11 protein-coding genes are annotated in these 13,497 nt (G+C 47.3%); 4 read left to right on the top strand and 7 right to left on the bottom strand.

Annotation, left to right across the window (positions count from 1 at the left end; translation table 11 throughout):
• Positions 1-60 precede the first annotated feature (60 nt).
• A complete protein-coding gene (locus VM802_RS31965; RefSeq protein ID WP_325538598.1) occupies positions 61-444 on the top strand; it encodes a winged helix-turn-helix transcriptional regulator in 384 nt (127 codons plus the stop codon).
• On the opposite strand, the gene VM802_RS31960 is transcribed toward VM802_RS31965, so the two are convergent.
• On the bottom strand, positions 438-1,394 hold the full coding sequence (locus VM802_RS31960) for an ABC transporter ATP-binding protein (RefSeq protein ID WP_325538595.1): 957 nt from the start codon (positions 1,392-1,394) through the stop codon (positions 438-440). The genes VM802_RS31965 and VM802_RS31960 overlap by 7 nt on opposite strands.
• Positions 1,395-1,548: 154 nt before the next feature.
• Here VM802_RS31960 and VM802_RS31955 point away from each other — a divergent pair, with 154 nt between their 5' ends.
• Both VM802_RS31955 and VM802_RS31950 read left to right on the top strand, forming a co-directional pair.
• On the top strand, positions 1,549-2,052 hold the full coding sequence (locus VM802_RS31955) for a DinB family protein (RefSeq protein WP_325538593.1): 504 nt from the start codon (positions 1,549-1,551) through the stop codon (positions 2,050-2,052).
• Positions 2,053-2,212: 160 nt separating this feature from the next.
• Positions 2,213-4,609 carry an ABC transporter permease gene (locus VM802_RS31950; RefSeq protein ID WP_325538591.1) on the top strand — a complete coding sequence of 799 codons (2,397 nt, stop codon included), beginning with the start codon at positions 2,213-2,215 and terminating at the stop codon, positions 4,607-4,609.
• 69 nt (positions 4,610-4,678) lie between these two features.
• Here VM802_RS31950 and VM802_RS31945 read toward each other — a convergent pair whose 3' ends face one another.
• The 4 genes from VM802_RS31945 to VM802_RS31930 all read right to left on the bottom strand — a co-directional run bounded on the left by VM802_RS31945 (position 4,679) and on the right by VM802_RS31930 (position 10,636).
• On the bottom strand, positions 4,679-5,842 hold the full coding sequence (locus VM802_RS31945; protein ID WP_325538589.1) for a PepSY-associated TM helix domain-containing protein: 1,164 nt from the start codon (positions 5,840-5,842) through the stop codon (positions 4,679-4,681).
• A 24-nt stretch (positions 5,843-5,866) separates the two neighbouring features.
• Positions 5,867-8,341, bottom strand: coding sequence for a TonB-dependent receptor domain-containing protein (locus VM802_RS31940; protein WP_325538587.1), 2,475 nt, complete (start codon positions 8,339-8,341; stop codon positions 5,867-5,869).
• Positions 8,342-8,470: 129 nt separating this feature from the next.
• Positions 8,471-9,436 (bottom strand): hypothetical protein, encoded by a 966-nt coding sequence (locus VM802_RS31935; protein ID WP_325538585.1) that lies wholly within the window; start codon positions 9,434-9,436, stop codon positions 8,471-8,473.
• Between the two features lie 57 nt (positions 9,437-9,493).
• Positions 9,494-10,636: a hypothetical protein gene (locus tag VM802_RS31930; protein ID WP_325538583.1), complete on the bottom strand. Its 1,143-nt coding sequence runs from the start codon at positions 10,634-10,636 to the stop codon at positions 9,494-9,496.
• Between the two features lie 224 nt (positions 10,637-10,860).
• Between VM802_RS31930 and VM802_RS31925 the strand changes: the two genes are divergently transcribed.
• On the top strand, positions 10,861-11,853 hold the full coding sequence (locus VM802_RS31925) for a GlxA family transcriptional regulator (RefSeq protein ID WP_325538581.1): 993 nt from the start codon (positions 10,861-10,863) through the stop codon (positions 11,851-11,853).
• 3 nt (positions 11,854-11,856) lie between these two features.
• Here the strand turns inward: VM802_RS31925 and VM802_RS31920 are convergent, their stop codons facing one another.
• Both VM802_RS31920 and VM802_RS31915 read right to left on the bottom strand, forming a co-directional pair.
• Positions 11,857-12,069, bottom strand: coding sequence for a helix-hairpin-helix domain-containing protein (locus VM802_RS31920; RefSeq protein ID WP_325538578.1), 213 nt, complete (start codon positions 12,067-12,069; stop codon positions 11,857-11,859).
• Positions 12,070-12,123: 54 nt separating this feature from the next.
• Positions 12,124-13,347, bottom strand: a complete 1,224-nt coding sequence (locus VM802_RS31915; RefSeq protein ID WP_325538576.1) for a cytochrome-c peroxidase — start codon at positions 13,345-13,347, stop codon at positions 12,124-12,126.
• Positions 13,348-13,497: the final 150 nt, after the last annotated feature.

Genomic DNA, 13,497 nt, shown 5'->3' with positions numbered 1-13,497 from the left:
CAAATGTCTTCACATAACCATACTTTTACAATAACGTACAAAATTGTTCGTGCTTCGTTTATGAGGAAACAACTGTCCACTAATACTATCAACTTAAACACAGTAATCGCGCTTTGCCCTATATCCTATACGATCTCCATTGTCGGCGGCAGATGGAAACCACTGATCATAGACCGTTTAATGTCGAAAGAAGAATTACGTTACAGTGAACTGAAGAAACTAATACCACCTGTCACCGAAAGAATGCTCACGGCGCAACTGAAAGAGATGGAACAGGATGGACTGGTGGAGAGGGTTGTTTATGATACAAAGCCACCTAAAGTAGTGGCCTACCGGCTTACAGCCAGAGGCCATTCCCTGAAAGGCGTACTGCATGAATTACTGGCATGGGGGCAGGAAAATGCACCCGCAGCTATCGGGATGCCTGTGCTTACGGCTCAATGAGACCGCACTGCAAGATGCACCGTATCACCGGTAGCAATATTATGATCGCTGGTTCTGACAATAATGCTTTCATCGTTCAGCATCACTTCGATCTCTTCATAACTACCAAAGAAAGTCTTCTTTGTTACACTGCCGGAGATGCCGGTAGTGTTTTCTGCCACTACACTGAAATGTTCAGGGCGGATGAAGAGATCTTTAACGTGGCCTGTGAGGCCCAGTTGTGGCGCCCTGACTGGGCTTATGCGATTATACTTTCCGAAGAGGCCGGCGGTATATTCATCACCCGGGCGCAGGTAAATATCTTCCGGAGATCCTTCCTGTACAATCTTCCCGTTCCTCATCACCAGTATTTTATCAGCCCAGGAAAGAATATCCAGCGGATCATGTGAAATAAGCATACAGGTAATCTTCAGATCATCACTCACATCACTGATCACTGTCTTCAACGTATTTTTATGGATCATGTCGAGGTTGGAAAACGGCTCATCAAGCAACAACAACCGCGGAGCGGTGGTGAGCAGGCGGGCCAGTGAAATACGTTGCTTCTCCCCTCCTGAAAGCTGATCTGTTTTGCGTTTCAGCAGATGTGTGATCTGGCATATTTCATATACCTTCTCAGCATCTTCATCCACCAGCTTATTGGCGTACGACAGAATCTCTTCCACGCGATAATTATTGCGAAGCTCAAAATGTTGCGACAAATAAGCGGTTCCGGGTTGTCCGGGTATCAGCACTTCCAGCGGGCCCCTTACCCTTACGTTTTCAAAATGTACTTCGCCGGCATCCTTTTGCACCAGCCCGCCCACAATTTTCATGAGCGTGCTCTTGCCCGAGCCTGTTTCGCCTGCGATGGCAATATGCTGAAACTGTTCCTGGCTAAAGCTCACATTATCCAATACTGTAGCTCCGTTCAGCTCTTTCGATACATTTGATACACTTAAAAAACCCATACTTCCGGCCTGAATGGTAATAAAATTAAATGGGTGAAAGTACGAATTAAAAAAAGTTTCAGTAATTTTTTTACTGCTGACATAGGGCTGTCACACCCATGTTTTTACTTTGTATTGTCAAACAGCAATTATCACTTTAAACATTTATAATTTTATGGAAAACACTATCACTCCTGTAGCCACCGTTATTACTCCTGAAGCCTTACTGGAACATTGGCAGGGCCACCGTAAACTCACCCGCCGACTGATCGAGGCATTTCCCGAAAATGAACTGTTCCACCATTCCATCGGCGGCATGCGTCCTTTTTCAGACCTGGCTGTGGAAATGATCACTATGGGTTTTGGTGTGACCGGCCTCGTAAACAATGTATGGCCTGCCTATGGCGACCTTCCTCAGCACAATGCTGCGGCAAAACCTGGTACAAAAGAAGGCCTGCTGGCGCTCTGGGATGAAGTCACCCAACTGATCAACGATACCTGGCCCAATATCACCCTTGACCGCTTCCAGGCACAGGTGAAAGCCTTTGGCCAGTATGAAGGAACCGGCACTTATATTTTGCTCTATTTTATAGACAATGAAATACATCACCGTGGCCAGGGTTACGTATACCTGCGTTCATTGGGTATTACACCCCCTCCATTCTGGGACAGACAGTAACGCTCGTCAGGATTGTCAGCACAGGAGCTGTCCGAAAGCGGACAGCTCCTGTGCTGATTTGAACAATCTGCCGCTGTTGTCACCCCCGTAACCAGCTATAGGAGCCATTGATGGATATGGCAGTCTTATTGATAGACCAAAGTATACCAAATAAGGCATCATGTTTAAAAATTATATGCTTATTGCCTTCCGCAGCCTGATGAAACGGAAGGTGTTTTCCTTTATCAATATATCCGGGCTGGCTATAGGCATGACTGCATGCTTCCTTATTTTTTTGTACGTACATTTTGAACTGAGCTACGATCGCTTTCATACGAAGGCGGACCGCATTTACCGTTTAGCCACTGACGTTAGAACCCCTACAGAAACCATCCATAATGGTATCACTAACCTGCCTGCCCCTCCGCAGATCAAAATGGATTTCCCGGAAGTGGAATCTTTTGTCAGGTTATGTGATTTTGAGATACTCGTTGGCAAAGGCACGCAGCATTACCTAGAGAAAAAGATGCTGGGAGCTGATTCCTCCTTCTTCCAGGTATTTGACTTCATGCTGCTGTCCGGCGATCCGGCCACTGCGCTGAAAGCCCCTTTCAGTGTGGTACTCAGCGAAACGGCTGCCCGCAAATATTTCGGTAACGAAGACCCTATGGGCAAAGCGCTTACACTCACTACAGAAGATGACTCAGCAGCTACTGCCACCGTAACCGGCATCATGAAAGATCTGCCGGAAAACTCCATGATAAAGGCTGAGATGTTACTCTCCCTGTCTACCATTACACAGTTTTATTCTCACAACAATGCAGACAACTGGACCAATCACTGGCCGGCAACTTACCTCCTGCTGCGGCCCGGCACAAATGTAAAGGCATTGGAAGCCAGATTGCCGGATTTCTTTAACAGGCATGTCAGAGAACTGATGGAGAAGAACAAAATGTTCTATACCCTCACCCTGCACCCGCTGAAAGAAGTATATCTTCATTTCGGCGGCAAGCAGTATGCCGGCGTTACAGGCAATATCCAGCATGTATATGTTTTTTCCATTGTGGCAATACTGATCATCCTGATTGCTTGTTTTAACTTCATCAACCTCACCACCGCAAGAGCCGCAGAGAGAGCCAGGGAAGTAGGCGTCAGGAAAGTAATCGGGGCCGAAGGCAGGCAGCTTATATTCCAGTTTATCGGCGAATCGCTGATCGTCAGCCTCGTTGCCTTCCTCCTTACGCTGTTACTGGCTGCGTTGCTGCTACCGCTTTTCAATCAACTCGCGGGTAAAACAATCAGTCATAGCATATTTGAAAACCCGTACGCACCTGGACTGCTACTGCTCGGCGCAATCGGCACAGGATTGCTGGCTGGGCTGTACCCCGCAGTGGTACTGTCTTCCTTCAAACCAGTGACGGTACTGAAAGGGAGGTTTGTTACCAGCCATAAAGGTATCTTCCTCCGAAAAGGACTGGTAGTCACGCAGTTTGCCATCTCTTTGGCGCTGATGGCTGCCACCGTCATTATATACCGGCAGGTAGCCTATATGCGCAATTACCAGCTGGGCTTCCGGAAAGATCAGATGGTGGTAATTCCCACCTACTCCGATAAAACGCAGCTCATGCTGAAGCAGGTCGTAGAACGCCTTCCCGGTGTTAAAGGCTGCTCGTTGTCGTCCAGTTATCCGGGCTCTGGTAACCCCAATGCCTATACGGTCTTAGAGAATAGCCATGGCGAATTTCAGCAGGCCAATATGGCCCTCTATTTTGTGGACTTCAACTACATTTCGTTATATGAAATGAAAATGGTGGCGGGTCGCAGCTTCTCTACCGCCTATGCTACTGATTCCTCGCAGGCAATGATTATCAACGAAGCGGCTGCTAAAATACTGGGATATAGCAAACCCGAAGACGCCATAGGCAGGCGTTATTCCCAGTGGGGCAGCAAGGGAAGGATAATAGGCGTTATGAAAAATTTCCATATGCGCTCGCTGCAGGAAACGATTCAACCGCTTACGATGCGTATTGATCCCAGGTCCTGGGGCGCCCTCTCGGTTTCGATATCAGCACAGCATACCCCTGCGGTTATTGCCGGTCTCGAAAAGGAATGGAGAAAGCTGGTGCCGGATAAGCCTTTCAAATATGATTTCCTGGACGCGTCTTTCAATACCCAATACCGCAGCGAAGAACAATTCGGGAATCTGTTCCTGTACTTCTCCATGCTCGCGATATTCATCTCCTGTCTGGGATTACTTGGCCTCGCTGCTTACAGCACTGTGCAGCGCAGCAAAGAAATAGGCATCCGTAAAGTAATGGGCGCTTCGGTATTAAACATCGTAACCCTGCTTTCCGGAGATTTCATCAAACTCGTACTATTGGCCGCTGTCATTGCCATACCGGTCATTTGGTACAGTATGCAGCAATGGCTGAACAGCTTCGCCTACCGCGCTACACTCAGCTGGTGGGTCTTTCCGGTCGTAGGTATGGCTGCCGTTGCAATCGCATTACTCACTATCAGCTGGCAGGCCATCAGGGCTGCGCTGATGGATCCCGTACAATCACTTAAGTCCGAATAAAATGAAACCGGGAGCGGCATACTTCGTGTAGCCGCTCCCGGTAGTTATCCCTAAATCCTTTCAGAAATATTATTGCCCTGCCAGCTCCAGCCCTTTATAAGCAGGTGCATTCACAGGCTTTATCTTATTAATGGCAGGCTTCTTCTTTTTCCTCCTGCCCAGCCAGATAATAGTACCCGTTACTGGTAGCGAAGCCGCAAAGAGGCTCACCAGTAACGCCAGTATTTGAGTGGGCCATCCATAAACACTACCCGTATGCACCGGATATACCAGCCGCCGCAGCTTTGAACCGTTCGACTCTTGCTCATAGGGCTTTACTTTCAGTGCTGCGCCGCTGTTACGGTCGAAGTACATCGCGCTCACCACATTGTCAATATGCGCCTTTTTATTTTCTTTGGAAAACATTACCGCAGTAGTCCTTTCCGCAGGTATGAAGATATTGATATCGCCGGGAAAAGTATAGGTGGCATTTAATGCCGTCAGCATTTTTTCCATCTTACCGTTGACTCCCCTTACAGAGGCTGGATCATTCTTCACCACTTCCTTTTGCTGTGGTTTGCCGTCAGCCAGCAGGAAGAGCATCTTATTCACCCAGGGATAACTCCATACCAGGCCGGTAGCCGCAATAACAAAGAGGAACAGGAAGGCATAAAAACCCAGTACTGCGTGCAGATCCCAGTTAAGTCTTTTGAAGGAAGCATTCCACTTCACCCGGAAACGCTGCTTCACCGCCTGCTTCACCCGTGGCCACCACAAAACCATACCGCTTACCAGCATCAGCAAGAATATTATACAGCTGATCCCCGTAATCAGTTTTCCCGTTTCTCCCATCAACAGATAGCGATGCAGCTGCAATACAATAGTAAAGAACCGTTTGTCATAACTATAGACACCTGCTACCTCCGCAGTGTAAGGATTCACGGCCACGATAATACGACCATCCGGTTTCTTGTCACTGGTCATGAACAATGCATTACGATTCGGCTCCTGAAATACCTGTATACGCTGTATTTCCTTGCCGATAACGCGCTGCTGCACCGCGGCTGTCAGCTCATCAAGTGATTTCCGCTGAGCGTGTATATGCGTAGTAGTGAGCACATCACGGTTCAGCCACAGGTCAATTTCCTGTTCAAAGACAAGTATACTGCCTGTCAGCGCCACCACCAGTACCACCAGACCGGAAGCGAGTCCCAGCCATAGATGCAGCTTACCGGTAATTTGTTTTACAGTCATGCCGTTCTGATTTTATAGTGATGGTCAGAAAGTATATGTTGCAGTGGCCATCCAGTTGCGTGGAGCACCCGGAAACAGCCGCAGGTAATCATATCCCCCTACCCAATAGGTTTTATTGGTAATATTGTTAAGATTCAACTGCAGCTGCAGCTTACGTAACCTGTAGTATACGGCCGCATTGAGCAGGCTGTAACCCGGAAGTGTCTGTTCTGTGTTCAATGATATGTTTCGCTCTGTAACGAAATTGCCGCCCAGCCCCAACCCGAGGTTGCGCAGTGCGCCTGCATGGAAAGTATACTTTGTCCAGAAACTGCCTTGCTGACGCGGTGCGTTGGGTTTCTGCATGCCTATCAGGCTGGAATCCGCTTTACCGGCGCTGAGTAGCCTTGCATCGTTGTATGCGTAGGTGAGCAGTACATTCCAATATGGCGTAATTTGTCCTATCACATCCAGCTCTACTCCTTTAGAGACTTCCTCTCCGACCTGCACGCGCAGATCCGGTTTGCCTGCCACACCCGGATCATACAGCGTATTACGCTGACGGATACGGTAAACTGCTGCATTTGCCGTAAGGCGCCCATCAAACCATTCAGTTTTCAATCCACCTTCCACAAGATCACTTTCGATAGGATCAAACGGGCCGCCGGACAAAGGATTGGTCTGCACCATGGCATCCTGCGGGTTATATCCTTCCGTATATATTCCGTATACATTGATATTGCGCGTAACACTGTAAACCACGCCCACTCTGGGCAACAGTTTATACTGACGTACCTTCTTTTCATTATCAGTCTTATAGCCTGCCTTATCCACATAGGTTTCATAACGCAGTCCCGCCAGCAGCTGTAAAGCACCCAGCTTCACCTGATCCTGTATATAGAAGCCATGCAGCGCGGTGAACATAGGCTTGGTGGCGCCATTCTGCACACTGCTGAAAATGTAGCCCGACATATCTTCCCATCCGTTATTACCGGTCAACAGATCAAATGATGATACATTGGGTTTCGGTATACGGATGTTTTCCTTTCCATTGAAATAATTATAGAACACATATTTCGCAGAATCTGCTGCCTTGTAAGGCGCCGCGCCGCCATCTTTCAACTGGTAACCGCTGGCAGTGTTCTGGAAAGCGCCGGGAGGCAACACACTCTGCGAATAGTCGAAACCACCCAGTAGCTTGTGTTCTACGCGACCGGTATTAAAACCGTAAGTAAGATAGGCAGTGAGGTTATCCATGTGTTGTTTCGACTGTCTTACAAACACCTGCCGTTCCACCAGCGATGGGATGGATTTTCCATTCCTGTCTTTGGCATAGGCGTTGGCACTGCGGTGCTCCAGCAGATCCTGGTCGTAGCCGGTACGCAGGTAGCCAACGTTCAGCGCCAGCTGTTTGCTGAAACTGTGGTTGACAGAGGCCATTATAGTATAAGTCTTCTCCTTCAGGTAGTCATTCTTTGCATTGAGTGCCCGGGAGATTGGTGTAGAGTAAATATCATTGTTGCTGAAGACAGACTGTCCGCGATCAAGGCGGCTGTTGGATTGATTGTATACCACATCAAGGTTAATGCGGGTCTTTTCCCCCGGGAGATATGATAACGATGGAGCCACCACCAGGTTCTTATCGAATTGCAGGTCGCGGAATGATCTGGCGTTTTCATAGCCCACATTGAGGCGGTACAACAACGTCTTCTTATGGTTAAGCGGCCCCGTGAGATCCGTCAGCAAACGGTAGGTATCAAAGCTGCCGGCGCTAACGCTAACGGACCTGCGTACTTCTTCCAGTGGCTTTTTGGTTACACGGTTCACAGCGCCGCCTGGGGAAGCGTTACCAAACAAAGCAGAGGCCGGGCCTTTAATCACTTCCACCCTTTCCAGGTAGTTGACAGCGGGCTGTTTCCAGAAACCGCTGAATGTACGCATGCCATTGATCAGCTGTGTGGTGTTGCCGCCATTGATACGGAATCCACGGATAGTAAGGTCATCGTAGAAAGTGAACTGGTTTACGCCACTCATATTCTTCACTACGTCGCCTATACGGTTGGAGGCCTGGTCCTGCATCAGCTCTTTGGTTACATAAGACACCGACTGCGGAACATCTTTCAGTGGTGTTGCCGTTTTGCTGGCTACGAAGGAGGTGGTGTTCTTATAGCCTTTTTCTTTACGGCCCGTAATCTCAATGTGTTGCAGGTCTCTTACGGCAGGCTGCAGTAAAAAGTTTATCTCGACAGTACCGTTGGTTACTTTGACACGGTGCGTAGCAGGTTCAAACCCGATCAGGGAAACCTGCAATACATAATCTCCGGCTGATAATCCCGGAATCTCAAAGTGACCTGTGGCGTCCGTAGCAGCGCCTCGCGCTTGTCCTCCGACAGATACGGTAGCGCCAGCAACAGGTCCCCCTTCATGGTTGTGAACAGTTCCTTTGATGATGTTACTTTGCGCAAAAAGCGCCGCAGGCAACAGTAACAGTGTAAGTGTAATGGTAAAAATCGCTCTCATTTAGATGGTATTGGACTTCCGGATTACAAAATTACCGGCATGGGTCGCTACTCATTTATGAGATCGGGAAAATCATTTACGCATTCAGGAAAGTCTTGCACGGCATGCAGCTTCCAGGGGGCTCCATTTTCAGTTCGCCGCCGCCTGTTTCAGCCAGGGCGTCGAACTGCTCCAGAAGATGATATTCACACCCAGGTAACCTGCGGCATAGGAAACAAATTCCGTTTTGGTAAATGGCTTTTTTGTCTTAGGATTTGTATATGTAAGCGTCGGCTCCTGTACCGCCATGGCTACAATTGCCAGGCGGCCTTTGTAACGGTGAAAGAATGGATAGGAATTCTTCATCTGTCCTTTCCGTTCAGGTATAATATCTGGCCCCCCCAACCCTATTTTGTTTTCTTCGGCAGCAGCAAACAAACGCGACATATACTGATGATCATTGTTCCACTCGCAGGGAATAAAGTTGACATATTGTACCACATAAGACCGTTTGAACACTTGTTTGGCAAAACGCATATTCTCTATCTCTGCCTGAAAATATTTATCACAGCTGAAGCCTGTTTTGTCGTGCTTCATATCAATGTCTATGGAAGTTTCCGGCAGGTTCACACCGGCAATCCGTCCGTCAAAAACCGCAGCCAACGCTTGCAGCAGTGCCTGATAACGCGCTCTGACAGCGGGATTCCACTGCTGTGTAACCCATCCGCTGGCCTGTAGTTTGTTTTCACCGGGATTATCGACTTGCTGTACAAGTCCACCATTATATCCGGCGTCATGCAGCAGGTATGCGGGTATATTGCGGGCCTCCGGACTAAAAAACCGATCCTGTACCTGTATAAACAATTGCTTGTGTAATTTGCTGATGACAGCCAGGGCTTCTTCAATGGCTGAGAAATCGTATTTACCTTTTGCCTTCTCCAGGTCCTTCCAGTTGTACACGATCTGTACACCCTTTATCTCCGGCAGCTCCAGCAGACGCTGTACCTCCGGAAGATCTCCGTGAGAAATGTAGAGGTAGTGATGTATGCCATCCTGACTATTTCCCGGCACGTACATCATCATCAACATGACAAATAAACAACAGATTTTCTTCATTCATTATTCACTTTATAATCAAAAATAATAATTTCAGGAAAATCATAGTAATCACTTTTATCGTTGTTTCAGTTGCCTGATCTCTTTCTTCAGTTGTTCATTTTCTTCTCTGAGTAGGTCAAACATCTTTTTGCTTTCCTTATTCTGTTCTATAAGATACAAAGTGAGTTCTTCTATTTTCTGTAACAGCTTTTTATTCATTTCTCCCACGTCTATTCCTTCATTCTTCACCTCATCAGCAGCAGGTATTCCGGGCAGATGCTTATGTTCAGTAACATAACTTTCCAGTTGTTGCAGCGAAGGCAACTGATAATTTTCATGAAATACATAATCCGGCCAGTTGCCCTGTAGCTTAACTCTCACACGCTCTGCTATCAGGCCACCTGCTACTGCAAGTTTATACCCCTTGGCGTCAGTAGTACCTATGGTTACACTTCCGCCATTGGGATTGAGATACAAGCTGCCATTTTCATTGGTGGATGAATACGCCTGTATAAGCCCGCTGTTGTTATCTCCTACACTAATACCAACACCACCGGTAAACCGGGAAGAAGCACACAACAATGCATGACCGCCACTAAAGATGGAATTACCGGAAGTATTGGCGGTGAAGGTGGCAGCCCCCGAGCCAACTGTTGAAACAACCAGTTTATCACTACCCGGTGCAGGATCACTGAAGGGCCCGCCCACAGCGAGGTAACCGGGCACTGTAACCAAATCATAAGCGACAAAAGGTTTCACATTGCTCACCTGACTTTGATACGCAATGACCAACGCCTCATTCCGAAGATAGCCTGTAAATGTAAAATTATACATTGATGAATTCAGCGCGATCATGACAGCAAGATATTCTTCGCCATTATAGGTGAGCGTCACCAGTGAGGCAGGTTCGTTATAACAAATCATGCTTCCCCTGTTCCGGTCATAGGCGCTGGAAGTATTCACTTCCACAGTCCATTTACGGTTCCAGGCAGTGGCGCTGCCGCGTATGGCAGTTACTTTCCCCATTACATAATGGTCCTCTGTTAATGTGCCGGCATAAGTTTTATGTAATAACAGATAATTGACAGCAGTTCCATCTTCTGTCTGGCCAACAATGGTTTTGTCAGCATAATAGGTACGGGGGCCTTGTCCTTTTGCCGCAACTACCACCAGAAGCAGGCATATCATCGCGATGAGATGAGATAATTTTTTTTTCATAGGTGTTTTTTTTGATTCAGGCTAATAGATATTATTAATCGTGCGTTATACATCGTCTAAGACGGCTATTGATATCTACGGCAGGCAAATTTAATAAAACGTTTTATCTAACCCGGAAAAATACGACAACAGCTTCCGGATCCGGTCATCCAAACGCGTGGAAAGCTGTTACAACACACATTTCATCCTGACCAATACCATAAATATTTATTTATATTTACTTTATGAAACACATTTCCATACTGGTGCCTTATGGGCATTCCAGCCTAAGCAACATAGAAGGTACCCACCAGATACTTTCAGAGGTTAACTCGTTCAGGGAACAGATGGACAAAGAACCTGTGTTTAAGGTACAGCTGGTAGGGCTTTCCAGGGAAACAAGGCAGACTAACGGCCGGTTCACCGTTAACCCGGATGTACTGCTCCACGAAGTGGAGAAAACTGATCTCATCGTTATTCCTGCTGTTTATGGCGATCCCATTGAAGTGCAGGAAGCGAATAAAGCATTTATCCCCTGGATCATCGAACAATACAATAGCGGTGCTGAAGTAGCCAGCCTTTGTATTGGCGCATTCTTCCTCGCCGCCACCGGCTTGCTGAAAGGCAAACAATGTGCAACCCACTGGCGCACGGCCAATCAGTTTAAAGTTATGTATCCTGACGTTATTCTCGTAGACGATAAAATCATGACGGAATCCGACAGACTGTACACCAGCGGCGGCGCCTACTCCTATCTCAATCTGCTGCTTTACCTGGTAGAGAAATACACCAACCGCGATCTCGCAATTCTTATCTCCAAAGCCTTCATGATCGATATTGACCGCGATAAACAATCACCGTTCATTATCTTCCAGGGACAAAAAACCCATGAGGATGAACCTATCCGTAAGGCCCAGGAATTTATTGAAAGTAATTTTGAAGACAAGATCACCGTAGATCAGCTGGCTAGTATGTTCGCATTAAGCCGCAGAAGCCTGGAGCGCAGGTTTAAAAAAGCAACCTCCAACACCGTAACCGAATATATACAGCGCGTAAAAATAGAAGCTGCCAAGAAGAGCTTCGAGACCAGCAGAAAGAATATCAGCGAAATTATGTGCGATGTGGGTTACAACGATGTAAAATCCTTCAGAACTATCTTCAGAAAGATCACCGGGTTATCACCCATTGAATACAAAAATAAATACAATAAAGAAGTGCTGACTGCCGACAGCTTGTAGCCATTAACTCCGGAATGCCAGGCCTTTTTCGGCCAGTGCATTCCGGAGCTGTTCCAGTGCTTTAGGCCCCATCCCGTGCAATTGCTTCAGCTCTGCTGCTGTAGCCTTAGTAAGCTGTTCCAGTTTCGTATACCCAGCCCCGTGGAGTGCCCTGATAGCAGGTTGCGACAACCCCTGCGTAAATCCGTTTCCGGATGATGCTGCTTTCTTGTTCATCTTTATAAAAGCATTTTATTGCCAATAAGTTACAAACAAAAAAGAAGATACGGTTTATTTCACGAAAGGATCAGCATATCTCGGATCTGCGGTCAGCTTACGATCTGTGAGCGTTCTCAGGAATGCGATAATATCTTTTTTGTCCTGGTCACTAAAGGTGAATCCGTGCGGCGGCAGCTGTCCTCCTGTATTGGGGCCATTTTTCACGTTACCCGCATAGTGATTGATCACTTCTTCCAAAGTGGCGAAGCGGCCATCGTGCATGTAAGGCGCGGTTAATTCAATGTTGCGGAGAGAAGGCATCTTGAAGGTTCCCTGGTCAATATCTTTACCGGTGATCTCCCCTATGCCTTTATCTGTATAGTTCAGTTCCAGACCATTATTCGACCCGAAGTTCTTGTCGTTCAACCCTGAATTTTCTGCAGGCAGCATCGGCGCCATACCGCCATTGGGGAATATGTGGTTCAAATCACTGTGGCATTCTGCGCAGTGCAAGCCTGTAACAAAACGCTTACCCCTTATTTCTTCCGGCGTGAAGTCTGCGAAATTGTTGCGCATCCCTTCGTCATAACGGGACCTGAAGGATACAATGGAACGCAGGAATTGTGATAATGCCCTGCTGATGCGCTCCGAAGTAACCTGCGTTGTGCCGAAGGCTGCTCTGAACAGTTCCGGATAATAAGACACCTTGCTCAGTTTCTCTTCCAGCACAGTCAGGGAAGGCATTCCCATTTCCACCTTGTCCAACACAGGCATTAGTGTTTGCTGTTCGAGATTACCCGCTCTCATGTCCCAGAACATTTTCTTGGCCATGAAGAAGCGGAGATTCACAGTAGACATGGCATTCCTTCTGGTAAGCTGACCACCGAAACCTTTTGATCTTGTAGTCCCATCTGTAAAGGCCTTGTCCTGGTGATGACACGAAGCGCAGGAAATCGTATTATTGATAGACAACTTCTTGTCATAAAACAGCACCCTTCCGAGTGTAGCGCCTTCGTTGGTGATAGCGTTACCCCCGGGAGTATTGTCCATGTCCGTGGTGGTGTTGATGATATTAAAAATGTACGACGGCATTTCCACACTGGTATGCACATAGTCGTATAGCATGAGAGGCAGAGATGGCACATCGCTTGTTCCGCCGGTACCAGGTGGCTGACCGGTACCTCCGGTATGATCTTCCGGTATAGGTTTATCCGCTTTGCTACAGCTCTGTATTAATAGCCCGCTGGTAAAAAAAATCAGGATACCGTAACGTATCCATGCTGCTTTAATGGTCATAAATAAACATGGTTATAGGAATATAACACGGAGCAGCAGCAAAACCCTTATTATTATTTAGGAATTTTTTGAAATTTTGGAATTTTGGAATTTTTTATGTCGCGGATAATTGTCTGAACTGTGATTTATGTGATTTGGGTGATTATTCTG

The organism is Chitinophaga sp. (assembly GCF_035538455.1).
GTDB lineage: Bacteria > Bacteroidota > Bacteroidia > Chitinophagales > Chitinophagaceae > Chitinophaga.
The sequence above is the reverse complement of the archived record's forward strand: the minus strand, read 5'-3'. Positions and strand labels throughout refer to the sequence as shown.